Annotated in this window: 26 protein-coding genes and 1 tRNA gene; 10 read left to right on the top strand and 17 right to left on the bottom strand. The window is 63.1% G+C overall.

The annotated features are described in order from the left end of the window. Window positions 1-27: 27 nt before the first annotated feature. Window positions 28-1,548 (top strand): lipopolysaccharide biosynthesis protein, encoded by a 1,521-nt coding sequence (locus HNE_RS05890; protein WP_011646206.1) that lies wholly within the window; start codon window positions 28-30, stop codon window positions 1,546-1,548. A gap of 21 nt (window positions 1,549-1,569) precedes the next feature. On the opposite strand, the gene eda is transcribed toward HNE_RS05890, so the two are convergent. The 5 genes from eda to HNE_RS05865 all read right to left on the bottom strand — a co-directional run bounded on the left by eda (window position 1,570) and on the right by HNE_RS05865 (window position 5,906). Next, window positions 1,570-2,205, bottom strand: a complete 636-nt coding sequence (gene eda, locus HNE_RS05885) for a bifunctional 4-hydroxy-2-oxoglutarate aldolase/2-dehydro-3-deoxy-phosphogluconate aldolase (RefSeq protein WP_011646205.1) — start codon at window positions 2,203-2,205, stop codon at window positions 1,570-1,572. A 158-nt stretch (window positions 2,206-2,363) separates the two neighbouring features. Beyond that, on the bottom strand, window positions 2,364-2,993 hold the full coding sequence (locus HNE_RS05880) for a GNAT family N-acetyltransferase (RefSeq protein WP_148205817.1): 630 nt from the start codon (window positions 2,991-2,993) through the stop codon (window positions 2,364-2,366). Continuing rightward, a complete protein-coding gene (locus HNE_RS05875; RefSeq protein ID WP_035590559.1) occupies window positions 2,990-3,544 on the bottom strand; it encodes a hypothetical protein in 555 nt (184 codons plus the stop codon). The genes HNE_RS05880 and HNE_RS05875 overlap by 4 nt, the downstream gene beginning before the upstream one ends. 117 nt (window positions 3,545-3,661) lie before the next feature. Next, entirely contained in the window at window positions 3,662-4,708 is a 1,047-nt protein-coding gene (locus HNE_RS05870; RefSeq protein ID WP_011646202.1) for an acyl-CoA dehydrogenase family protein, read from the bottom strand. A 4-nt stretch (window positions 4,709-4,712) separates the two neighbouring features. Further along, a complete protein-coding gene (locus HNE_RS05865) occupies window positions 4,713-5,906 on the bottom strand; it encodes an acyl-CoA dehydrogenase family protein (protein ID WP_011646201.1) in 1,194 nt (397 codons plus the stop codon). 108 nt (window positions 5,907-6,014) lie between these two features. Here HNE_RS05865 and HNE_RS05860 point away from each other — a divergent pair, with 108 nt between their 5' ends. Then, window positions 6,015-6,779: a crotonase/enoyl-CoA hydratase family protein gene (locus tag HNE_RS05860; protein WP_011646200.1), complete on the top strand. Its 765-nt coding sequence runs from the start codon at window positions 6,015-6,017 to the stop codon at window positions 6,777-6,779. Between the two features lie 169 nt (window positions 6,780-6,948). Here HNE_RS05860 and HNE_RS05855 read toward each other — a convergent pair whose 3' ends face one another. The 3 genes from HNE_RS05855 to HNE_RS05845 all read right to left on the bottom strand — a co-directional run bounded on the left by HNE_RS05855 (window position 6,949) and on the right by HNE_RS05845 (window position 9,802). Beyond that, complete coding sequence (locus HNE_RS05855) at window positions 6,949-7,296, bottom strand: hypothetical protein (RefSeq protein ID WP_011646199.1); 348 nt, start codon at window positions 7,294-7,296, stop codon at window positions 6,949-6,951. 251 nt (window positions 7,297-7,547) lie between these two features. After that, window positions 7,548-8,900 (bottom strand): tetratricopeptide repeat protein, encoded by a 1,353-nt coding sequence (locus HNE_RS05850; protein ID WP_035590562.1) that lies wholly within the window; start codon window positions 8,898-8,900, stop codon window positions 7,548-7,550. 155 nt (window positions 8,901-9,055) lie between these two features. Next, complete coding sequence (locus HNE_RS05845; protein WP_011646196.1) at window positions 9,056-9,802, bottom strand: RNA methyltransferase; 747 nt, start codon at window positions 9,800-9,802, stop codon at window positions 9,056-9,058. 84 nt (window positions 9,803-9,886) lie between these two features. On the opposite strand from HNE_RS05845, the gene HNE_RS05840 reads away from it, so the two are divergent. From HNE_RS05840 to HNE_RS05815, 6 genes are all read left to right on the top strand, one after another. Then, entirely contained in the window at window positions 9,887-11,104 is a 1,218-nt protein-coding gene (locus HNE_RS05840) for an NADP-dependent isocitrate dehydrogenase (protein WP_011646195.1), read from the top strand. 70 nt (window positions 11,105-11,174) lie between these two features. Further along, window positions 11,175-11,831 (top strand): nicotinamide riboside transporter PnuC, encoded by a 657-nt coding sequence (pnuC, locus tag HNE_RS05835; RefSeq protein ID WP_011646194.1) that lies wholly within the window; start codon window positions 11,175-11,177, stop codon window positions 11,829-11,831. Then, window positions 11,828-12,415, top strand: coding sequence for an AAA family ATPase (locus tag HNE_RS05830; RefSeq protein ID WP_049755032.1), 588 nt, complete (start codon window positions 11,828-11,830; stop codon window positions 12,413-12,415). Before pnuC ends, HNE_RS05830 begins: the two co-directional genes overlap by 4 nt. Beyond that, on the top strand, window positions 12,412-12,933 hold the full coding sequence (locus HNE_RS05825) for a GNAT family N-acetyltransferase (protein WP_011646192.1): 522 nt from the start codon (window positions 12,412-12,414) through the stop codon (window positions 12,931-12,933). Before HNE_RS05830 ends, HNE_RS05825 begins: the two co-directional genes overlap by 4 nt. A 100-nt stretch (window positions 12,934-13,033) precedes the next feature. Continuing rightward, window positions 13,034-13,483 (top strand): group III truncated hemoglobin, encoded by a 450-nt coding sequence (locus tag HNE_RS05820; RefSeq protein WP_011646191.1) that lies wholly within the window; start codon window positions 13,034-13,036, stop codon window positions 13,481-13,483. A gap of 804 nt (window positions 13,484-14,287) precedes the next feature. After that, on the top strand, window positions 14,288-15,430 hold the full coding sequence (locus tag HNE_RS05815) for an aminotransferase class V-fold PLP-dependent enzyme (RefSeq protein WP_011646189.1): 1,143 nt from the start codon (window positions 14,288-14,290) through the stop codon (window positions 15,428-15,430). Between the two features lies 1 nt (window position 15,431). Here the strand turns inward: HNE_RS05815 and HNE_RS05810 are convergent, their stop codons facing one another. Then, a complete protein-coding gene (locus HNE_RS05810; RefSeq protein WP_011646188.1) occupies window positions 15,432-15,791 on the bottom strand; it encodes a DUF4870 family protein in 360 nt (119 codons plus the stop codon). Window positions 15,792-15,927: 136 nt separating this feature from the next. On the opposite strand from HNE_RS05810, the gene HNE_RS05805 reads away from it, so the two are divergent. Continuing rightward, a complete protein-coding gene (locus HNE_RS05805; protein ID WP_011646187.1) occupies window positions 15,928-16,383 on the top strand; it encodes a MaoC family dehydratase in 456 nt (151 codons plus the stop codon). A gap of 57 nt (window positions 16,384-16,440) precedes the next feature. Here the strand turns inward: HNE_RS05805 and HNE_RS05800 are convergent, their stop codons facing one another. The 3 genes from HNE_RS05800 to msrB all read right to left on the bottom strand — a co-directional run bounded on the left by HNE_RS05800 (window position 16,441) and on the right by msrB (window position 19,617). Continuing rightward, window positions 16,441-16,902, bottom strand: coding sequence for a hypothetical protein (locus HNE_RS05800; protein ID WP_011646186.1), 462 nt, complete (start codon window positions 16,900-16,902; stop codon window positions 16,441-16,443). Window positions 16,903-16,907: 5 nt separating this feature from the next. After that, window positions 16,908-19,085, bottom strand: a complete 2,178-nt coding sequence (locus HNE_RS05795; protein WP_148205816.1) for a S9 family peptidase — start codon at window positions 19,083-19,085, stop codon at window positions 16,908-16,910. A 124-nt stretch (window positions 19,086-19,209) separates the two neighbouring features. Next, complete coding sequence (gene msrB, locus HNE_RS05790) at window positions 19,210-19,617, bottom strand: peptide-methionine (R)-S-oxide reductase MsrB (RefSeq protein WP_011646184.1); 408 nt, start codon at window positions 19,615-19,617, stop codon at window positions 19,210-19,212. A 166-nt stretch (window positions 19,618-19,783) separates the two neighbouring features. Here msrB and HNE_RS05785 point away from each other — a divergent pair. After that, window positions 19,784-19,861 (top strand) — tRNA-Pro (locus HNE_RS05785). Window positions 19,862-19,965: 104 nt separating this feature from the next. On the opposite strand, the gene HNE_RS05780 is transcribed toward HNE_RS05785, so the two are convergent. The 5 genes from HNE_RS05780 to HNE_RS05760 form a co-directional block, all read right to left on the bottom strand. Next, complete coding sequence (locus tag HNE_RS05780; protein WP_011646183.1) at window positions 19,966-20,436, bottom strand: MerR family transcriptional regulator; 471 nt, start codon at window positions 20,434-20,436, stop codon at window positions 19,966-19,968. Between the two features lie 17 nt (window positions 20,437-20,453). Further along, window positions 20,454-20,750, bottom strand: coding sequence for an integration host factor subunit alpha (locus tag HNE_RS05775; protein WP_011646182.1), 297 nt, complete (start codon window positions 20,748-20,750; stop codon window positions 20,454-20,456). A 95-nt stretch (window positions 20,751-20,845) separates the two neighbouring features. Further along, window positions 20,846-21,817 (bottom strand): beta-ketoacyl-ACP synthase III, encoded by a 972-nt coding sequence (locus HNE_RS05770; protein WP_011646181.1) that lies wholly within the window; start codon window positions 21,815-21,817, stop codon window positions 20,846-20,848. A gap of 32 nt (window positions 21,818-21,849) precedes the next feature. Further along, window positions 21,850-22,884 (bottom strand): phosphate acyltransferase PlsX, encoded by a 1,035-nt coding sequence (plsX, locus tag HNE_RS05765; protein WP_011646180.1) that lies wholly within the window; start codon window positions 22,882-22,884, stop codon window positions 21,850-21,852. 105 nt (window positions 22,885-22,989) lie between these two features. Beyond that, complete coding sequence (locus HNE_RS05760; protein ID WP_011646179.1) at window positions 22,990-23,538, bottom strand: ubiquinol-cytochrome C chaperone family protein; 549 nt, start codon at window positions 23,536-23,538, stop codon at window positions 22,990-22,992. Between the last annotated feature and the right edge of the window lie 18 nt (window positions 23,539-23,556).

The raw sequence follows: 23,556 nt of genomic DNA, 5'->3' as shown, positions 1-23,556 counted from the left end.
AAGTGACACACAAAAAAAGAAGCGTACATGACACACGACCAGAATCTGACGGCGCAGGTGCCAGGCGAAGATGTTTCTTCCCGGCAGGTTGTTCGCGCGGCGGCCTGGTTGGCGTTCGCGAAGCTGGCCAGCTATGCCCTCGCTTTTGGCGGCACAATTGCCCTGGCGCGCATCCTGGTGCCCGCCGATTTCGGCGTAATCGCCCTGTCCATGGCCATCATGGGCATCATGGCAGCCCTTCTGGACATCCCGGTCACCACAGCCCTGATCGCGCTGCCGTCCCCGACCGATGACGAGTTCAACACCGCCTGGACCATCTCGATCATCCGCTCGCTTCTGGTTTCGGTGGTGCTTCTGGTCATTGCCTACCCCATGGGCCAGCTGTTCAGCATGCCGGAAGTCGCGCCTGTCATCATGGTTCTCGCGCTCCAGATGATCATCTTTGGGCTGAGAAACCCTTATTTTGAAAACTTCGCCCGGTCGCTCAATTTCACCTGGGATGTCTTTGCCGAGATCACCTCCAAGATCGTCCAGGTCGCCGTCAGCATCGCCATCGCGCTGATCTGGCAGTCCTACTGGGCCTTCGTCATCGGCATGGTCGCAGGCACCTTCGCCAGCATGATCATCACCTATTTTGCCGCCCGCAAACTGCCCGCCCTGTCGCTGCGCTCACCGCGCCGGCTGCTGGACTATTCCATCTGGCTCGGCCTCAGCATGATCGTCAGCCGCCTCACCACCGAAAGCGTAAACCTCATCGCCGGCCGCCGCTTTGGCCAGGACACGCTGGGCCAGCTGCACATCGGCAACAAACTCTCTTCGGAAATATCCTATCTTTTCCTCGTCCCGATCATGCGGTCGCTGTTCTCCGCCTTCAGCCGCCTCGCTGAAGACATCAACCGCTTCCGCGCGGCTTACCTCAAAGCCCAGTCGGCCACGGTCGCGCTCGCCATGCCGGTCGGTTTCGGCCTCGCGCTGGTCGCAGATCCGCTGATCCCCTTCCTCCTCGGGCCGGGCTGGGAAGAGGCCGTGCTGATCGTCCAGTTCTATGCCCCGTGCACCGGCCTTCTGCTGGCCACAGGCCCCATCCGGTCGGTCGCCATGTCCCTCAGCCGCACCAGCCTGATGCTGCGCCGCGATGTCATCGCCCTGGTGGTCCAGGTCACCTGCCTCCTGGTCGGCATCTGGCTCTACGGGTTCACCGGCTTCCTCGCCGGCTATGTGGTCTCCACGGTTCTCGCCACGATCATCAACCTGTTCTTCCTGAAAAGCCTGCTTCAGATCAGCGTCGTCGATCAGATCAAGAATTTTGGCCGGTCCCTGCTGTCGGCGGCCATCATGATCGGGGTCGTTCTGGCTGTCCGCGACACCTTCCCCCTTCCTGACACCGCCGTCGGCAACGTCCTTACGGTCGCGCTGCTGTCGGGCACCGGCGCGCTGGTCTACGCGGTGAGCCATGCCCTGCTGTGGAGCATTCACGGCCGGCCCGAAGGCGTCGAACAGTCGGTGATCAATGTGGCGCAAAAGGTGAAGCAGAAATTCGCCCGCTGACACCGCCAGCAGGCCCGCGCCTCACCCCATTGCCAGCAGGCGCCGCGCGGTCTCGGTAATCTTCGCCCAGTTGCCCGCCGCTATATCGCTCTGGCTTGCGATCCACGAACCGCCCACCGCAAAGACGTTCGGCTGGCCAAGATACGCCTTCACCTCATCTTCGGTAATCCCGCCCGTCGGCATGAACCGCAGATGCGGCATCGGCCCGGCCAGCGCTTTCAGCGCCGGGACACCTCCCGCCACAGCGGCCGGAAACAGCTTCAACCGCTGAAACCCCTCTTCCATCCGCGCCATCGCCTCGCTGGCGGTTGCCACGCCGGGGATCATCAGATGCTCGCGTCCGCCCAGCGCCGCGCGCAGCCCAGGCGACATGCCGGGCGACACCAGAAACTCCGCGCCCGCATTCAGCGCGGCCTCAACATCGCGCCCACTGAGTACCGTACCCGCGCCGACGATCAGCCCCGACGCCGCCTTGCGCATCGCCTCGATAACCTTCAGCCCGTCAGCGGTGCGCAGCGTCACTTCCGCAATCGTCACGCCCGCCGCTTCCAGCGCGCTCGCCAGCGGTCCAGCCGAAGCGGCTGAGTCCACCACAAGAACCGGCACAACCGGCGCCTGTTTTGCGGCGGCATCAAGTTTCTGAACAATATCGGACATGGATAAGGCCCCGGAGGTCAGGAGTGCGGTCGGCGGGGCGAAAGCCCGCCCATACGGCTGTCAACGTTGTTGTGGCCCGTGTCGCCCCCAATGACAAGCGCCGCCCCCGCAAAATGCCCCCGGTGTCATAAAAACCGGCTCACCCCGCCACGCCATCTTCAGGCGGCCTGCGCGCCATCTGTCGGCCGCCCCGCGGACCGATCCAGAACCCCCGGCTCATCCCATGCCCCCTCCGGCCGGATCACCAGCAGCGGGTCCGCCCGCACGCTCAAAACCTCCGGATGGCGCGCCACAGGGATTTCCATCTCCGCATAGTCAAATCCCGAGAACGCAAAGCCCGGCCGCCCGCTTACCAGCCTGCACCGGAACACCCGGTCCCAGGTCGGCCACAGCCGCGCCTGTATCTGCGCCAGCGCCAGCCGGTATCCCTTGCGCGCAATGATCTCGAACGTCTCCGCCAGCAACACCTTCAGCGCCGGCGTCCCCCGGAACGCGGGCAGGATCGAGGTCCGCTCCACCTTCGCAAACCCGGAAAACCACCTTACCCGGATCGTCCCCACCGGCCGCACGCCCGAATAGACGACCATATGCGTCGCGGTAAAATCATTACCGTCATACTCTTCGTCATAGGGGCAATCCTGCTCGGCCATATAGACCGCCGCGCGGATCGCCATCGCCTGCTGATAGTCTTCCAGCGTGCGCGCCGGCCGGGCCGAAAACGCGTCCAGCGCGCCAGGCGGCAACGGCTTTGCCAGCACCAGCTCTCCAATCGACGGATACCGGCTCATGCTGCATCTTCCTGCGATTGCGGCAGCGGGTCCTGCCCCCACAGATCGCTGAGACCGCCCTCAATCGGCTGGAACCCCAGCGACGCCATTGAGCGTTTCCCATCCTCCGTCGCCCCGCGCGCGAAGCACGGCACCGCGCCGAAAATATCCACCCGCACAACAGCCGCCGCCATCATCACGCGACGCCGCGCGTCCTTGTTCGACCCCGCATAAATGCCGATGTAAACGCCCCCGCAGGCTTCCCCCTCCACGCAGATGTGCGCCAGCGAAGGCCATGCGGGCACGAAGCTGCCATCGCGCACCGCCGCCACACCCGCCACCGACAGCGGCACCGAAATGAAGATCCCGTCCACGGGGCTCCCGGTCACCCAGCCGGTCATGCCCGTGAGGCTATCAATCCAGGTGATCGACTCCGGTGTCGCCATCACCTGTCCGGTCAGCTCCTCGGCAAGCTGCAGCCCCGCCTTCAGATCCAGAAATTCCCCGCGCCGGAAACCGAACTCCTCGGCGCGCTGCGCCAGACGGGCGTAATCAATCTGAATCTCGGACATGGGCAACCTCCACAAAATACGACCAGTGCGTGTATAATATGGATTTGATTGCACAACTCAGGGTTAACCACAAGTCAAAACTCGCGGCTTGATTGCATTATTCAGCTTTACGGATGATTACACAACCAGTCCTTGCAATTCTGCCGCGGTCTGGCGCGTCTGCTCCGGGCTGCCCAGCAACTGCCGGTTCACCCCGATCCGCTTATACCAGTAATGAAGCCCGACCAGATCGGTGAACCCCATCCCGCCATGCACCTCGGTCGAGGTGCGCGCCACAAAGGTGCCCACCTCTGCCAGATGCGCCTTGGCCAGGGTCGCCATCATCGGCCCTTCGGCGTCGCCAATGTCGAGCGCATGCGCGGCATGCCAGATCAGCGCCCGCGCCGGCTCCAGCTTCGCGGCCATCTCGGCGCACATATGCTTCACCGCCTGGAACGAACCGATCACCCGGCCAAACTGCTGGCGCTCCTTGGCATAGGCGACCGCCTTGTCGATCATCGCCTGCGCCGTCCCGAGCGTATCGGCCGCCACCAGCAGCCGCGCAAAGGCAATCGCCTCAGCCTCTGGCGTCACGCTGACGAGCGGCTCAGCCCCGTCAAACGCCACCTCATGGAACGTCCGTGTCCGGTCAATGGTCTGCATCACGGTAACGCTGGCTTTGCCCACCGCCACGGAATGCACCGCCCCGGCCGTGTCCGCCACGAGGATATGCGTTGCGCCGTCTACGGACTGTGCCAGCAGGCTCTTGCCGCTCAGCTTGCCGCCTTTCAGCTCAACACCCGCCCCGTCGCGCCGCGAGAACAGCTCCGTCAGCGCAAGCCCAAACGTCGCCTCGCCGCCCGCAATGGCGCCCAGCACATCCGGCTTGCCCGCCAGCAGCTTGGCCGCCACCGCCGTCGCCAGAAAGCGCGATGGCGCCACATCATAACCAAGCGCCTCCTGCACCAGGCACGCGTCCAGCGCCCCCAGCCCAAGCCCGCCCGCCGCTTCAGGCACCATCAGCGCCGAAAGCCCAAACTCAGAAAGCGCCGCGTCCAGCGCCGCGCCTTCGCCGGTCTCGCCCGCCGCGATTTTCCGTATACGATCAAGATGTGCCGCCTCGCCCAGAACGCCCTTGAGGCTGTCCTGCAGCATGCGCTGGTCTTCAGAAAGTGCAAATTCCATGAGCCTATACCTTCGCCAGCTTCGGCTCACGCGGCATGTCGAGCCCGCGTTCCGCAATGATGTTCTTCTGGATCTGCGCGGTGCCCCCGCCGATGATCAGGCCGAGATCGTACATATACCGCCACTGCCAGTTGCCATCGGCGCGCAGATGCTCGCCCTCTTCATAGAGGATGCCCAGCTCCCCCAGCGCGTCGATCGCGAGGCGCGCAATCTCATGGTTGAGATCACACCCCTGCAACTTCACCACCAGGCCCGCCAGCCCCGCCTGCTGCCCCTGAAGCCGGCTCGTCGTGATACGCAGCCCATTGGCCTGCATCGCATAGACTTCCCCCTGCAGCTTCATCAGCCGGTCCCGCAGCACGGGATTATCAATCAGCCGCGCGCCATTCACCGTCTCCGCCTTCATCAGCGTGATCAGCTCCAGCAGCCGCGCCTTGGTCGCGTTCGGATCGCCCAGCATCCCGCGCTCATGGGTCAGCGTGGCGTTGGCCACCTGCCAGCCTTTGTTCGGCGCAAAGATCACGCCGCTCTTGGGCACGCGCACATCGGTAAAGAACACCTCGTTGAAGTTCGCGCTCCCCGTCATATCGACCAGCGGGCGCACTTCAATGCCCGGCGTCGTCATCGGGAAGGTGATGTAGGTGATGCCCTCATGCTTCTTCGCCGCCGGGTCCGTCCGCACAAGGCAGAAGATCATGTCCGCCTGCTTGGCCGTCGAGGTCCAGATCTTCGATCCGTTGATCACATAATCATCGCCGTCCTCAACCGCGGAGGTGCGCACCGCCGCAAGATCAGACCCCGCGCCCGGCTCCGAATAGCCCTGACACCAGATCATCTCGCCCTCGATCGTCGGACGGATGTAGGCCTGCTTCTGCGCCTCCGTGCCCAGCTCCAGCAGCGTCGGCACGAACATCGAGATACCCTGCCCGGCCATCGGGCCCGGAATACGCGTGCGCGCAAACTCCTCGGCGATGATCCGCGCTTTGAGAATATCCGGCTCGGCGCCATACCCCCCATATTCCTTGGGGATGGTCCGCGCCGCCAGCCCGTTCGCGATCAGCAGTTTCTGCCAGGCGATGCGTTTGGCGTTCTTGTAGCCCTTGTCCTCAGACGTGGGCGCGAGATGAGCGTTCTTCGCCAGCGTGTCAGAGACTTCTGCGCGAAAGGCTTCATATTGGGGGTCGAGTGTCAGCTTCATGACGTAACTCTCTCGCCCCTTGCCCCAACGTCGCGCAAGAGGGGTTCTTGCGCGACGTTGCGGAAACCCTCTTAGCTGAGTGCCACTCAGTTAAGGGAGAGACCCACAATGCCCGTCGAATACGTCAAAAAAGGCCACGTCGCGATCATCACGATGAACCGCCCCGAAGCCCGCAACGCCATCAACGGCGAAATGGCCGCCACCATGGAAGCTGCGCTCGACCAGATGGAATCAGATCCGGAAGTCTGGGTCGGCATCCTCACCGCCGTCGGCAAAGCGTTCTGCGCTGGCGCAGACCTGAAAGAAATCTCCGCCGGCAATGGCGGCGCCCTCTCCACCAAGAAGGGTGGCTTCGCCGGCATCGCCAAGCGCGAGCGCACCAAGCCTCTCATCGCCGCCATCACAGGCTCGGCGCTGGCCGGCGGCACAGAGATCGCGCTTTCCTGCGACATGATCGTGGCGGCCGACGACACCAATTTCGGCCTGCCGGAAGTCAAGCGCTCGCTCGTCGCCGGCGCCGGCGGCCTCTTCCGCCTGCCCCGCCAGATCGGCAAAGCCGTCGCCCTGGAAGCCATCCTCACGGGTGACCCGCTCTCCTCGCAGCGCGCTTACGAGCTCGGCATGGTCAACAAGGTCGTCCCGGAAGCCGACGTGATGGCCGAAGCCGAAAAGCTCGCCGGCCGCATCACCGCCAACGCCCCCCTCGCCGTCGCCGCCAGCCGCGCCGTCGCGATCAGCGCGACAGCCAAAACCGACGAAGAACTCTGGAAAGACTCCGGCGTCGCCTTCGCCAGCATCATCAACACCGAAGACTACAAAGAAGGCCCCAAAGCCTTCATCGAAAAACGCGCGCCTGTCTGGAAGGGTAAGTAACTCCGCCTAAAGCCCCCGCTCCCTTGGGAGAGGGGGGTGGGGGTGAGGGCGCGCAACAGCGCCTCTGAGTTCAACATCCCGGAAAGAAACAAGCCAACAAAAAAGCGGCCACTCCCCGGAGTGGCCGCTTCTCTTTCCCCATTCAATCCTTAGGACCCCAGGCTGCCCCTCAGGCCGCCTCGTCCACTTCTTCGGTGTCATCTTCATCCATCGCCGGATAGAGCGGGCCATAGACCACCTCTTCGGGAATGGTCGCCAGACGCGCCACCAGGTCGGCGGCCTCAGCGGCGGCTTCCGCCTCGTCCCATTCCACATCGCCCGCGGCCGAAATCCACTCCGCCTCAACCAGCGCGTAGCCTTCTTCCTCGAACGACTCCTCGATCTTCGTCATCGCTTCGTCTTCATTGGCGGCATAGACGCCAACGATCACATACGCGCTGTCCATGCCTTCCAGGGCGCCATCGCTCCCCTCGCCGCACAGAACTTCGCAGGAAACCAGATAAGCAGTTTGCGACACAGGTCATCTCCATCATTGTTCGCAAGGGGCAATCAGGAAGCGCTCCACACAGTAGAAACCGGCCCGCGCGCCATCCGCCAGACCGCCCGTTTCCGCAAATTCTTTGCTTCATGATTGGATAGAAAATTCCCACGAGTTTCTTAAGAACTCGCTAACTCTTTCGGGCCGGCCACCGAATCTCTCGAAGCTCATTCTGATGCAGCATCACCGATAAGACCGAGACACTGTGTCTGGCTTTGAGGGCAACACCCTCATTTGTAGAGACAGCTCAGATAGGTCTGCCGCGGGCGCATGCCCTCTGGCCAATCGGAATCTGCCAGGGTCGCAAACGATATGTAGCCATTCTTGCGCTCATGGGATTTCTGGCAATAGTCGCTGATCCCGTCTTCGGCGCAATCTGTACGATAGCGCTGCGCAAATTTTTTCTCGTGACCGGCAAAGGCGCCGCTCAGGCCAAACCGGTAAAGGTCGTCTTTGACGGTAAGACGGCTTACCGGCGAACCGAACAGGGTGAGGCCGCCTGCCGGATAAGCGTATTCTGCGTCTCTGCCGTCGCTGAGCCGGCCTATTTCCGGGCGATTGGCAAGCAGTTGGCGCGCCTCTCGTTCAGTGTCAGGGCAACCGTCCAGCTTTACCTTCTTTGCCTCCGGCGGCGTTGCGGCCGCCGCGTCTGGCAACTCGCAGTAAACCTCCTTGTACCTCACATTGTAGATACGCTCCGACACCGGCGGCGGCGCGCTGGAGTTGTCATTGGTCGCGGGCCGGGCTTTGATTTGCACGGCCTGTCCGGACGCGGGCGCCGTAACCATGACGCCCGCGCGCCAGTTGCGTTGCGCCATGTTGAGAGAGAAATCTATGATGCACCAGCTCCCAGCGGGCGCCGCATTGCCCACCATCGTCGCTGTCACGACGTGGGCGCCGTCTTCCTCACCCACTGACAACTCGTTCAGCAGAATGGGCTGGGCCATTATCTGATCGCGGGTCCGCAAAATCCGGTCCTGGAGATCCGATGCATCCGCGCCCCCGGCCCTGGCCATTTGTTCCAGCGCGTGCAACGTGAACTGCCAGCCTTCGCCACTATGCCGCTGAAGCTGGAGCAGGCGCTCACCCGCGCGCTGAAGGGATGTCCAATCCTGCACGCGGACAGCCGCCGCCCCCCAATAATAGAGCGTATCAAAACTTCCCGAGATGGCGGCGGCCTCAAGCGCGACGATTGCCGCCACGGGGTCGGACTTCTCCAGCTGGTCCAGGCCGATTTCGGTCAGCCGGTCATAGGTGACGCTGCGCAGGTCGCCCAGCGCGTAACTGTTCATCTCCAGCACGGCTTTGTAATCCTCGACGGCCGCAGCCTGATCTCCCATCTGTTCCCGGGTGAGACCTGTATAGAAGCGCGCGACCGGCGCGAGGTCCTCATTGGCGGATGCACGCTCGAACTGGCCAAACGCGCTGGTCCAATCCTGGCGCTGCATCGCCGACTGCCCCGCCTCGATTGCCGCCCTGGCCGCTTCGTCCGTCATCTCTGCTGCCGCAGGCCCCGCGCTCAGGAACAGCGCGCTAAAAGCGCACGCCAGCGCGGCTGCCAGATACCCGGTTTTGAATCCCACTTTCTCTATCCCTCCGAGGTTAGTGCGCTTTGCTCTTTGAGGTCCGACCTTCCTACTCCGTGGAGCTTGGTCGTTCCGCCGCCACCTCGACCGGGCTCCCACAGCCGCATAATTCACAATCCCATCTGCGATTCAACAACCCGGTGACCACCCCCTCACTCCTCCCGCACAACCCGCGCCTTCCCGCGCCCCAGCGCCAGCGCCTTGATGGCCCCGCGAAAAGTCCGCACCTCCTGCTGGGTCCACTGCGCGCGCACCAGTGCGTTGCGCAGATTGGTCACCATCACCGGCGTTTTTTCCGGCGGATAGAAATAGCCCGCCCGCTCCAGCTCCGCTTCGAAATGCTCGAACATACCGATCAGCTCCTCGCGCAGCGCCGGCGCGCCCAGCCCCTCGGTGGTCCCGTCAAACTTCCCCTCCAGCCCCGCGCTCGCCCCCCACTGGTGACAGAACACGCCGACCGCCTGCGCCAGGTTCAGCGAGGAAAAGTCCGGGTTCACCGGATAGGTCAGGATCGCGTCACACAGCGCCACCGCCTCATTCGGCAGGCCCGATTTCTCCCCCCCGAACAGCACCGCGCTCTGCCCCGCCTGGCGCTTGAGCGCACCCACAGCGTCGGGCGCCCCGAACACCGCCTTCTCCATCCCCCGCGGCCGCGCCGTCGTGGCAATGGTGTAGGTCAGTCCCGTCATCGCCTCTTCCAGCGTCTCGAACACTGAAACCTGCGTCCCCTGCGCGAGCGCACCCGCTGACATTGCCTCTGCCGGCGCGCTCGGCCACCCGTCGCGCGGCTTCACCAGCCGCAGGTCCGTCAGGCCGAAATTCAGCATCACACGGGCCGCCGCGCCGATATTTTCGCCCAATTGGGGCGCATGAAGAATGATTGCAGGAGCGCGTTGCATGACTGCCTCGTTTCCGGGTTTTGACGCGGCCTGTGGGTCTGCTATAGCCCCGCCCAACCGTATGCAGCGCAAGGATTCCAAAAAATGGCGAAGATCAAGGTCAAAAACCCGATTGTCGAGATGGACGGGGACGAGATGACCCGGATCATCTGGCAACTCATCAAAGACAAGCTGATCCACCCCTACCTCGATATCGACCTGAAATATTACGACCTCTCGATCGAGAAACGCGACGAGACCGACGACCAGATCACCATCGACTCGGCCGAAGCCACCAAGAAATACGGCGTCGCCGTCAAGTGCGCGACCATCACGCCGGACGAAGCCCGCGTTGAGGAATTCGGTCTGAAGAAGATGTGGAAGTCGCCCAACGGCACCATCCGCAACATCCTTGGCGGCGTTGTCTTCCGCGAGCCGATCGTCATCTCCAACATCCCGCGCCTCGTGCCCGGCTGGACCAAGCCAGTCATCATCGGCCGCCATGCTTTCGGCGACCAGTACCGCGCCACTGACTTCCTCGTCCCCGGCAAGGGCAAGCTGACGATGAAATTCGAAGGCGAAGACGGCAAGGTCATCGAAAAGGAAATCTTCGATTTCCCGAGCGCCGGCATCGCCATGGGTATGTACAACCTTGACGACTCGATCCGCGACTTCGCCCGCGCCTCGTTCAACTATGGCCTCCAGCGCAAACTGCCGGTCTACCTCTCCACCAAGAACACGATCCTGAAAGCCTATGACGGCCGCTTCAAGGACATCTTCCAGGAAGAGTGGGACAAAGAGTTCAAAGCCAAGTTCGCCGAATTCAAAGGCACCTACGAGCACCGCCTCATCGACGACATGGTCGCGGCTGCCATGAAATGGTCGGGCGGCTATGTCTGGGCCTGTAAGAACTATGACGGCGACGTTCAGTCCGACACGGTTGCTCAAGGTTATGGCTCGCTCGGTCTGATGACGTCGGTCCTGCTCAGCCCCGATGGCAAGACCGTCGAAGCCGAAGCCGCCCACGGCACCGTCACCCGCCACTACCGCGCCCACCAGAAGGGCGAAGCCACTTCGACCAACTCGATCGCGTCGATCTACGCCTGGACGCAGGGCCTCGACCATCGCGGCCGCATGGACGAGACCCCCGAAGTGCGCAAGTTCGCCCAGACGCTTGAGAAAACCATCATCAAGACCGTCGAAGCCGGCTTCATGACCAAAGACCTCGCCCTCCTCGTCGGCCCCGACCAGGGCTATCTGACGACCGAAGGCTTCATCGAAAAAGTCGCCCAGAACCTCGAAATCGAGATGGGCAAAGCGTAACGCACATACAGGTCAGGCCCCTCCCCAAAGGAGGGGCCTCTCCACCAGGCACCCAGGGAAGGCGCATTAGATGACCGCATCAGCCGCCCCCCGCCGCCCCGGCACGGCCCTCATCGCCGGTCTCTTCCTCATCTCCGCGACCATCGCAGCCGCCGCCTGGTACACCGGCGCGGCGAGCTACCTCGAAGCCATCGCCTTCGTCACCGGCGTCTTCTGCGTCTGGCTGGTCACCCGCCAGAACATCTGGAACTTCCCCCTCGGCCTGATCACAGTCGGCATCTACGCCGTTGTCTTCTACCTGTCCGACCTCTTCGCCATGGCCGGGCTCCAGCTCGTCTTCTTCGCCATAAATCTCGTCGGCTGGTATCTCTGGCTCTATGGCGGCGAAAACCGCAGCGCCCTGAAAATCCGCCGCGCGCCCCGCCTCGAATGGGCGCTCACCCTCCTCGGTATTGCAGGCGGCACAGCCCTTCTCTACCGCCTGCTGGATGAAGCCGGCGGGGCCACCAAATTCTGGGACGCCCTCGTCACCTCCATCAGCCTCGCCGCCCAATGGGCCCAGAGCCGGAAAATCTTCGAATGCTGGTGGCTGTGGATCATTGCCGACATTATCTACATCCCCGTCTGCCTGTTTAACGGCCTTTACCTGACGGCCCTTCTGTATGCGGTGTTTCTGGCGCTCTCAGTCATGGGCCTGCTGGAATGGCGCAAATCGGTGAATGCATGACCTGCAACAAACCCCTGCGCGTCGTCCTGATCGGCGCCGAATCCACCGGCAAGACCACGCTCTGCATCGAGCTGGCCGCCCATTACAACACCGTCTGGGTCGCCGAATTCGGCCGGGAACTCTGGGAACAGAAACTCGCCGCCCAGTCCCTCAAGGGCGGCGACATTCCCGAATGGACCGATGAGGATTTCATCCACATTGCGCAGGAACAGCAGCGCCGCGAAAACGAAGCCGCCACCCGCGCCAACGGTATCCTCTTCGCCGACACCAACGCCTTCGCCACCGCCACCTGGTACGAACGCTATGCCGGCAAGCGCCACCCTGAGGTGGACGCGATAGGCGACCGCGACCAGGTCGATCTCTACCTCATCCCCACCCCGGAAGTCCCCTTTGTGCAGGACGGTGTGCGCGACGGCGAGAAGATCCGCGGCTGGATGCACGACCGGTTCGTCGAGCTGATCGAGAAGGCAGGTATTCCGTACACGCTCATTACCGGCCCCTGGGAAGGCCGCGTCGAGCAGGCCACCGCCGCCATCGACGCCCTCCTCGCCCGTTGCCAGGCCGAGGCTCTGCCCGCCCCATGAGCGAAATCACGATCCGCCGCGCGCAGGCCCACGATGCCGAGCGTCTCGCCCATATTGGCGTGGCCACCTTCATCGACAGCTATGTCTTCGACATCGACGGCGACGCCATCATCGCCCATTGCACGGGCCAGCATTCCCTCAAGGTCTATGCGAAATATCTCGCCGATCCGGCCTGCTCGGTCTGGCTCGCCGAATACGCCGCCACCGGCGCCCCCATCGGCTACGCGGTCAACTGCCCGCCAGACCTGCCCCTCCCGCTGGAGCCGGGCGACATCGAACTCAAACGCATCTACGTCCTCTCCCGCTTCCATGGCTCGGGCACCGGCCCGCGCCTGATGGAGGCCGCCATAGACGACGCCCGCCAGCGCGGCGCGCCCCGCCTCCTGCTCGGCACCTATGAGGACAACCACCGCGCCATCGCCTTCTACACAAAGGCCGGCTTCGCCCTCGCCGGCACCCGCCAGTTCCAGGTCGGCGAGAAGGTCTATGACGACATCGTCCTGGCCAGGCGGCTTTAGGACGCGCCCCGGACATCTACGTATCGGGTGACCTGGATGGGCCGCTTAGTGTCCCAAACTGTCCCGATTTGTCCTGATCTGTCCGGGAAAGGAGCCCGCCATGACCGAGTTTCGCGTCCGCAGCGCCGAAGAACGCCGCCTGGAACTCCGCGCTCAGGCCGCAGAAATGGGCATCGATGAAGCCTACATCTCCACCCTGGTAGACACCTTCTACACCCGCATCCGCGCCCATCCCGTCCTCGGCCCGGTCTTCGGCGCCGCCATCACAGACTGGACCCCGCACCTTGAAACCATGAAAGATTTCTGGTCCTCGGTCGCCCTCGGAACGGGGCGCTATTCCGGCCGCCCCGTCCCCGCCCACGCCAAACACCGCCACATCCAGCAATTCCACTTCAACCTCTGGCTCGCCCTCTTCGAACAAACCCTCCGCGACACGGCCAAAACCCCCGAAGCGATCCCCTTCTTCCTGGACCGCGCAAACCGCATCGCCCAAAGCCTCCAATACGCCCTCTTCGGAATGGACGGCCTCCCTCTCTCTCGCCCAGACTGAACAGCCCGCCGTTGGAGTTTTGTTGGAGCATCGTTGGAGTTTTCTTGAAAAAACTCCAACGGCGCCTATCCACCAATATTCCCGCTGAACCTGTAGCAACTCCGCGATTTCCAGAAATCTCATCCACCCCCTCCGGGAACGGATCTATACTCCCTCCCATGACACCCCAGATCGCCCGCCTCTACACCCACGTATCGCCCGTCTTCTGGCCATACCTCTGGCTGCAGCTGCGCTGGATCTTCAAACGTCAGGACAAGGAACTAAGAACGCTTCTGATCTCCGTCACCCGATGGGGCCAGGTCCACATCGTCCAGGTCGGAGACCACTGGCGCGCCTATCGCAAACTTGAAGCGCGGAAAGCCAGCTGGGATGATCCCGTCTGGAAGAGCGCGATCCCGCCAAACATGGTTGGCGTTTTTCTGGAGGAATCCAAAACCCTTCTGGCTGGCAATCCCTCAGCCCCAACCAATTGCATCCTCCCCTGCTTGCGGGGGCTTCGAGGGACAAGCGTTTGCACCGCAAACGCCCCGAGAAGGCCCGAAGGGTCGGAGGGTCGGAGGGTCGGAGGGGGGAGCGGCAATCGCCGACACCTCCTAGTCTCACACCCCGTGTCATCCCGGACGCGGCAAAGCCGCGATCTGGGACCTTCTCACCGCTCTGTCCCAAAACCTCTCACCCCGCCAGCACACCCACACCGGCCGCGCCCCCCGCGCGTTCCGGCCGCAACCGCTGCCAAAGCGCAAAACCCGCCCCAAAAGCGTCTTTCCACTGGCCTGCCCGGCTCACTCGCGTTAGCCCTTATGCATGACCCTGCTTCCAGACCAGCGCCACCTGTTCGACATCCCCGACGATGTCGCCTACCTCAACACCGCCACGATGGGCCCGCTTCCCATCGCGGCCTTTGAGGCAGGCCAGCGCGGCCTTGCCCGCAAGCTGCGCCCCTGGACCATTCCGGATACGGAGTTCTTTTCCGATACCGCCCGCCTGCGACCCCTCCTGGCCCAGCTCATCAATGCAGACGCAGACGGCATCGCCTTCGTCCCATCGGCCAGCTATGGCCTCGCCACCGCCGCGCTCAACCTGCCGCTGTCCCCCGGTCAGGAAATCCTGATCCTGGAGGACCAGTTCCCGTCCAACGTCTACACATGGCGCGCCCATGCCGCCGCCACCGGCGCAACGCTGCGCACGGTGAAAGCGGGCGGCAACGAGTCCCTCTCCGAAGCTCTGCTCGACGCCATCGGCATGGCCACCGGCATCGTCGCGTGCCCGCATGTGCGCTGGACGGATGGCGCGCGTCTCGATCTGTCCCGGATTGTCCGGAAATGTCGCGAGAATGGCGCCGCTCTGGTCCTTGATCTGACGCAAAGCGCCGGCGCCCTGTCGTTCAATGCCAGCGAAATCGAGCCCGATTTCATGGTCGCCGCCGGCTATAAATGGCTGCTCGGTCCCTATGCCACCGGCTTCCTCTATGTCGCCCCGAAACACCGCCAGGGCCGCCCGCTGGAGCAGAACTGGATCACCCGCGAGAACGCCTCAAACTTCGCCCGCCTGATCGATTATACCGACGCCTACGCGCCCGGCGCCGAACGCTTCGATATGGGGGAACGGTCAAACTTTGCCCTCTTGCCCGCGCTGGAAGAGGCGGTGAAGCTGATCCTCCACTGGGGCATTACCAACATTGAAGAAACGCTCGGCCATCGCAACCGCCAGCTCGCCGCGGACCTGGCCGAAATGGGCCTCTCAAGCCTGCCGGAAAGCGAGCGCGGCCCGCATTACCTCTCCGCCCTCCTGCCCGCGTCCGCCCCGGATGATCTCACTGCCCGCCTCAGGGCCGAAAACATCCACGTCTCCCGCCGCGGCGACCGCCTGCGCATCACGCCCCACCTCTACACCAGCGACTACGACATCGCCCGCTTCCTGGCCGCGCTCAAACGCCATCTCGGCTAGATCAGAGCAGCCAGCTCTCGGGATTCTCGACAAGCTCTCCTGCCGACAAGGCCTGAAGCCCCTTCACGATCCGCACGATGTACCAGACCAGCGCCGCCAGAAACAGCAACACGCCGATCACGATAAACGTCAGCAAAGCCGAGACTACGCAATACAGCAGCATCTTCCAGAAGATGTTGATTTGATTGCGATAATGGTTCTCGATCAGCGCGTCGCCCTTGCCCTTGCCCAGATACGCCATGACGACGCCCACCAGGGCCAGAAGCTGGAAAAAGACGGGTGCCACGATGTAAAGAAAGTAGATAAGATTGGCGTTGCCCCGGCTTCCGGGATCAATCGATATCAGCGGCGACTCGGCCATTTCTGCCTCCCTCGTCAGCCCAGCCATGGGTCATGGCGGCAGTCACGCTTAGGCCGCGCCGGGTTGACGCCCAGTTAACCTTGCAGATTGGCCAAAGCCGCGCCAGAAGAAGTCTATACATTCAAGGAGGAATACCATGGCCAATCCGCGCAAAGTTGCCTACGCCGATCTCGAATCCCTGGCCGGTCAGGAAGTCGGCGTGTCCGACTGGCACACCATCGACCAGGCCCGCATCAACCTGTTCGCAGACGCCACCGGCGACCATCAGTGGATTCACGTCGACGAGGAAAAAGCCAAGCAGATGATGGGCTCCACCATCGCCCACGGCTTCCTCACCCTGTCGCTGCTGCCGATGCTCGGCGCCGAAGTCCTCCGCGTTGAAGGCGTCACCCGCGGCATCAATTACGGCTCCGACAAAGTCCGCTTCACCAACATGGTGCCGGTGAACTCGAAAGTCCGCCTCCGCCAGAAATGCCTCTCGATCGAAGCAAAGTCCGGTGGCAAGCAGATGAAGATGGAAGCCACCATCGAAATCGAAGGTCAGGACCGCCCCGCGCTCGTCGCAGAATCGATCACCGTTCTCTACGGTTGATCCGGCGCTTCAAACGCACGATCAAGGGAGGCGCTTCGCCTCCCTTTTTTGTTGCGCTCACACCTCGCCGCGCGACAGCGCCAGCGCCCGGCTGAGCGCCCGCGCGTCCCAGAGGGCATTGTGCTGCACCGCGTCGTGAATATCCGTCGGCCAGGCAGACACCTGCATCAGCTTCAGCGACAGGTCCGGTATCCGCACCATCTGCCCCGGCGAAATGATCAGACACTGCATCAGATGCGTCAGGTCCTCCGGCCAGTCTGCAATCACGCACGGCTCGGGATCATCTTCCAGAAATGTCTGTATAGCGCGCCCGAACTCCGTCAGCGGCAGCACTCTGGGGCGCGCATCGTGCACTTCCAGGATCGCCAGCACATGTTCCTCGACCCACGGATGCAGTTCCAGCCCGTCGAGCTCCGCATTCGGACGGCAAAGGTAAAGCTCACCCGCCTCGCCTGACAAGGCGAGACTGATGAGCTCACCGCCAAAACCATTGAACTCGCAGTCGAGCGCGTAGAGCACGCGCCCTACTCCTCCCGCTCGATCCTCAGGCCATCGACTTTGCCAACTGCCGCCAGCGCGAACGCGTACTCTGTGGCCACTTCCTTCAAGCCTTCAAAGCGGCCCGACGCGCCGCCATGCCCGGCATCCATATTGATGCGCAGGAAATACGGCCCGCCTTCGGGCGCTTCATGGCGCAGCTTCGCCGCCCACTTTGCCGGCTCCCAATAGGTGACGCGCGGATCGGTCACGCCGCCGGTGATCAGCATCGCCGGGTAGGGCTTGTTACCCACCTGGTCATACGGGCTGTAGGCCAGGATCGTCTCATAGGCCGCTTCATCCGTCAGCGGATTGCCCCATTCGGGCCATTCCGGCGGGGTCAGGGGAAGACTTTCATCCGACATCGTATTCAGCACATCGACGAACGGAACGGCTGCAATGATGCCACCGAAGAGTTCCGGATCCATGTTCGCCGCTGCGCCGACAAGCAGACCACCGGCCGAGCCGCCATGCGCAACCACGCGCCCTCTGGCGCCATAGCCCTGCGCGACGAGATGCTCGCCCGCTGCCACGAAGTCCTTGAACGTATTGGTCTTCTTCTCAAGCTTGCCGTCGAGATACCACTGGTATCCCTTCTCCATGCCGCCGCGAATATGCGCAATGGCATAGACGAAACCGCGATCCACGAGGCTGAGCCGGCCGGTACGGAAATCCGCCGGCATCGACATGCCGTATGATCCGTAGCCATACAGAAGCAGCGGCGCGGTGCCGTCCACCGGCGTATCCTTATGGCGCAGCAGCGTGACCGGAACTTCCGCCCCATCCCAGGACGGCGCCATGATCCGCTCAACCACATAGTCTGCTGCATTATGGCCGGAGGGCACTTCGCGGGTTTTCCGCAGGGTCTTCTCACGCGTGATCAGATTGTAATCATACACCTGATCCGGCGTCGCGGGCGAGGCATACTCATAGCGCAGGATCGGCGTCTGGTAATCATACCCGCCCTCAAGGCCCAGCTCATAGGCCGCCTCATCAAAGCTGATCGAGTGAGACGCGCCATCGGCGCGCGCCTGCACGACGATACGCGGCAGGCCGTCCTCGCGCTCCATGATCGTCAGGTAATCCTGCTGCGCCGTGATGCCCATGATGAGCGTACCCGGACGATGCGGGATGACTTCTTCCCACTCGGCCGGCGAGGTCGCTTCCATCGGCGCCTTCATCAGCTTGTAGTCTACCGCCCCGTCAATATTGGTGACGATGTAGAATTCTCCGTCCCATTGGGTCACGGAATATTCGTGATCTGTCTGGCGCGGCGCAATCGTGCGCAGCGTGGGGTTCAGCTCATCGGCCGGGAACCAGTGGATCTCCGAGGTCGTATGGCCCGACGCATTGATCAGGATCACCTCTTCGCTTTCGGTCGTCGAAATGCTGACGAAGAAAGCGGGGTCCTGCTCCTCATAGATCAGCGTGTCTTCGCCGCTCTCCAGGCTGCGCTGATAAACGGCGTTCGGCCGCCCATTGGAATCGCGCGCCACCCAGAAGATGGCCTTGCCGGTGTCGCTCCATTCCATGGGGCCATAGGCGTTCTCGATCAGAACGCCGGTGTCCTCGCCCGTCTCGATATTCTTTACGCGGATCGCATAGAATTCGCTGCCTTTGAGGTCCGTGCCATAGGCAATGAATTTGTGATCGGGCGACACCTCAATGTCACCGAAGGAGAAATAGTCCTGCCCTTCGCCCAGCGCGTCGCCGTCCAGCAACAGCGTCTCGGGCGCCGCGTCATTGAACGCATCGGAAGCCGGGCGCCGCGCAAACACGGCATACTCGCCGCCCTCGCGGAAGCGCGTATAATAGGCCCACGGCCCGTCAATGTCGGGAACGGACGTGTCGTCTTCCTTGATGCGCCCGCGCATTTCGGCAAACAGTTGTTCGCGCAGGGCCGCCGTCGGGTCTTCCAGAACGGCTTTGGTGAACGCGTTCTCCGCCAGCAGGTAGTCGCGGATGTCGGCGCGCAGCAGCGATGGCTCGCGCATCACCTCCTGCCAGTTTTCATCCTTCAGCCAGTTGTAAGGGTCGTTCCGTGTGCGGCCAACCTGCGTGATCTCGTGATCGATGCGCGGGGCCAGCGGGGGCGCCGGCTGGGCGGCGGCCGGCGTTTCGGCGGCCAGGGTTGCGGCCGTTTCAGTGTCTTGGCTCACTGTCATGCATCCAGTCAAAAATGTTGAGGCGGCCAATAGGCCGGCGAGATTTGCAGCAAGGCGCATCTGAAGGGCTCCCTTATCGATAGTCGAAATATCTGAGGGAAGCCGCCTTCACTTGTCCAGCCCTTCATTCGCCTTCGGGGCGGAAATCCAGAACGATGCCGTTGATGCACCAGCGCTGTCCGGTCGGCGGCGGGCCGTCCTTGAACACGTGCCCCATATGCATGCCGCAATTGGCGCAGTGGCACTCGGTGCGCGGATAGATCATCTTGAAGTCGGTCTTGGTGGCGACCACGCCTTCGCCGATCGGCTGCCAGTAGCTGGGCCAGCCCGTGCCTGAGTCGAATTTATGCTCGGACGACCAGAGCGGCGTCTCACAGCCTTTGCAGTGATAGACGCCCTTGCGCTTCTCGCTCTCGTAATTGCCCGGCGTGAAGGCCCGTTCGGTGCCCTCCTGAAAGCCGACCGCATATTCCTGATCGGTCAGCATCTCACGCCATTCACGTTCACTGCGCTGGATTTTCGGCTTTGCCATGGGGGCAGCCCTCCTGTCTGATTTCCTGCCTAATATAGGCATGCCTGGCGCGCTTCCACCATGCCGCCTTCAGGCAGCGTGCGAACGGGCACAGAATAAGGCTGTTCTTCACCCGCAATAAGCCGTTGCGGCGACGGAAGCCTTTGCCTATACAGCGCCTCTCGGTCGGAGCGTGGCGCAGCCCGGTTAGCGCACTAGTCTGGGGGACTAGGGGTCGGAGGTTCGAATCCTCTCGCTCCGACCATTAAATTCCGGGAAAAATCAAACGCAGCCGTCTGCCGGTGTCATCCCGGCCAAAGCCGCATAGCGGCTGGCGAGCCGGGACCTTCTCTCAGCGAAAAGCGAACTTCAGCCCTGACGTTTTGCCCGCAGCGCATCGAGCCGCGATTTCAGATCCGACAGCTCGTTGAGCGTCTCGTCCAGGCGTTCACGGCGGGCCTCTGGGTCTGCGGGCACATCGGTGAAGGCCCGCGCCAGGGTCTGTTGCAAGGCGCGGGCGGGGCTTGGCGCGCTGTCGGGTGTGATGGTTGCCGTGCCGTCCAGAACAGCGGCGACGCCCTGCTGGCTGAGCACAGCCTTGGCGCCTTTCAGCGTCATGCCGCGCTCATGCACCAGAATGCGGATGGCGCGCAGCGCGTCTATATCTTGCGGGCGGAAAAGGCGGCGCCCGTCGGGACGCTTTACCGGGTGCACCTGGCGGGGAAAGCGCGTTTCCCAATAGCGAAGCACATGGGTTTCGAGGCCAAGCTCTGCGGCGGCTTCCCCAATCGACCTGTAGGCATCTGCTGATTTCTCAATCCGGGCTTTGAGTGCCGACATGCAGGTGCCTCCTTAAATCAATCGTCTCCGCCGACCTGAGACTTCAGCATCGGCGAGGGCCGGAAGGTTACAACGCGGCGGGCGGCAATCGGAGCCTCTTCGCCGGTCTTGGGGTTACGGCCTTCACGGGCCGCCTTCGAGCGGACCACGAAATTTCCGAAGCGGGCCAGCTTCACTTCCTGCTCCTGCTCCAGCGCGGCCCCGATAAGGTCCAGCGTCCGGTCGAGAAGGTCTGCGGATTCCTGCCGTGTCACGCCCACTTCTCGGACGATGGCATCGGTAACTTCGGCGCGGGTAAGTGTACGGTCGCTCATTCTGTCAGCCCGTTTCTTTTCAAAAGCCTAGACCCGCAATCTTAACGAATTCCTAGCGCGGGCGTTAGCTAAATTTGTGTCAGATTTCTTCTGACTCAAAGCCGGAACAGGCTGGCACCCCAGGAGAAGCCGCCGCCCATCGCCTCGGAGAGGATCAGATCGCCCGGTTTTGCACGGCCTGAGCGCACCACATGGTCCAGCGCCAGCGGGATCGAGGCTGCCGAGGTGTTGGCATGCTCGCTCACCGTGATGACCACCTTCTCCTCCGGAATGCTCATCTTTTTGGCAACCCCGTCGAGGATACGCTTGTTGGCCTGGTGGGGCACGAACCAGTCGATGTCCGCCGAGGTCAGCCCGGTTTCCGTCAACACCGCCTCGATGGCTGCGGAGATGTTGGTCACCGCGTGCTTGAACACCTTGTTCCCTTCCATCCGCACATGGCCGATGGTGCCGGTGGAGCTGACGCCCCCGTCCACATAGAGCAGGTTCGATTTCGTCCCGTCCGTGCGTACATGGTGGGTGATGACGCCGGCGTCATCGGCCCCGTCCCATTCCACGCATTCCAGCACGATCGCCCCGCCGCCATCGCCAAACAGCACGCAGGTGCCCCGGTCCGACCAGTCGATGATGCGCGTGAACGTCTCCGCGCCGATCACCAGCGCCTTGTGGAACAGCCCCTGCTTCATCAGCGAGTCAGCTGTCGCCAGCGCGAACAGGAAGCCCGAACACACCGCCTGAACATCAAACGCTGCGCCCGGCCCGGTGCCGAGCTTTGCCTGAACCGCCGTCGCCGTTGCCGGGAAGGTCTGGTCCGGCGTCGTCGTCGCCAGCACGATCAGGTCGATCTCGCTGGCCTGCATGCCCGCCGCCTCCAGCGCGCGCCGCGCTGCGTGCACGGCAATGTCGGACGTCAGCTCGCCATCGGCTGCCACATGGCGCTTCTTGATGCCGGTGCGTTCCTGAATCCACGCATCGGTGGTCTCAACCATTTCCGAGAGTTCGTCATTCGTCAGAACGCGCTCAGGCAGGTAGCTGCCGGTTCCACGGATAAAGCTGCGCCTTCCCATTCCACCTATCCTCGTCTGGCGCCCTTGCGCCGTTACTCTGCTGCCAGACCGCCGGACCCGACACGCGCCAGATTGGCCGCAATCTCAGTCCGGTAATCACTCAACGCCAGGTCAGCGGCCAGTTCACACGCGCGGGCAAACCCGCGGGCATCTGCCCCGCCATGGCTTTTCACCGAAACCCCGCCCAGCCCGATCAGAACCCCGCCATTCACATTGCTTGGGTCCATGAAATCCTTCAGCCGCTTCAGCCCGCTCATCGCCAGCGCCGCGCCCATCTTGGAGGTGAGGCTGGCCGTGAACGCCTCGCGCATGCGGCCGGCCAGCATCCGGGCCACGCCCTCGCCGGTCTTCAGCGCCACGTTCCCGGTAAAGCCATCGGTGACCACGACATCCACGGCCCCGCCGGAAATGTCATCGCCCTCAACAAAGCCGCGATAATCCATCTTCAGCGGCGAATTGCGCAGCAGTTCATGCGCTTCGCGCACCTCATCATGGCCCTTCATCTCTTCGGAGCCGATATTCAGGATGCCCACCGATGGCCGCTCGATGCCCAGCGTGGCGCGGGCAAACGCCTCGCCCATGATCGCAAAGGTCACCAGCTGCTCGGCGTCCGCGTCGACATTCGCGCCCACGTCCAGCACCACCGTGCGCCCGCGCAGCGTCGGCCACAGCGCCGTCATGGCCGGGCGGTGTACGCCCTCCATCTTGCGCAGCACCAGCATCGAGATCGCCATCAGCGCGCCGGTATTGCCGGCCGAGACACAGGCATCTGCCTGCCCCTCCTTCACCGCTTCGACCGCCGCCCACATCGAGCTGCCCTTACCCCGGCGCAGCGCCTGGCTGGGTTTCATGTCGCTGGTGATCTTCTCGGCGGCGTGAACAATAGTCACCCGCCCCGCCAGCCCCGGCTTGGCCGCCACCAGCGGCGCCAGCCGCGCCTCATCGCCATAAAGCAGCACATGCGCCTCCGGGCGGCCCGCGAGAAACTCGGCGGTTCCGTCAATGGTGACACCCGGCGCGGCGTCGCCGCCCATGGCATCAATCGAGAGCGTCAGTTTGCGCTGCATGGAGAAAGGACCGTAGTTACGGCGTTGTGCGTATTTTTGCGGGTTTAAGTGGCGCCGCCCCTCAAAGCAACGGGCGAGATGCGGTCCATCACAACCCCGTGCCGATCATTTACCCGGCTCGCTCGCGCCACAGGCGAACCCGCCGCTCAGTATTTCCGCGTCCGTCTGCGCCTCAAACACGGCCCGGTAGCGGCGCAGCGCCTTGGCCAGATCGCCTGCTTTTTCCGGCGGTGTCACCCCGTTGCGGCGCAGCACATCTTCCAGCGCCCCGTCCGAATCACCCGCGCTCAGCGCCTCCATCAACGCCCGCCCCAGCCCGGAATGCCCCTCGGCCAGCGTGCGCACCTTGCGCGCGATGGAATGATCCCCAACGCCTTTTTCGCGGAATGCCGCATCAAATCCGTCGAAGACGCGCGCGTTCAGCCGCTCGGTCAGTTCGCCCGCCAGCGGCCCGCCCACATCGGCAAATCGCTTGCAGGCAAGGGCCGTCATGGCCGTAACCATCTGCGCGCGGCCCTCAAAAGTGTCCGGAACACCGTGCGCCTCATAGTGCACCGGCATCAGCGCTTCGCGCGCCAGACGGCCATATGCCTCCGCCACAACCTTTTTGAGCGCGGAGCGCCGCCGGAACCAGCTGCCTGAAAAAGCGATCAACCCTGTACTCCAATGCTT

This window comes from Hyphomonas neptunium ATCC 15444 (genome assembly GCF_000013025.1).
Taxonomy (GTDB): domain Bacteria; phylum Pseudomonadota; class Alphaproteobacteria; order Caulobacterales; family Hyphomonadaceae; genus Hyphomonas; species Hyphomonas neptunia.
This window is presented reverse-complemented; position numbering and strand designations above follow the sequence as displayed.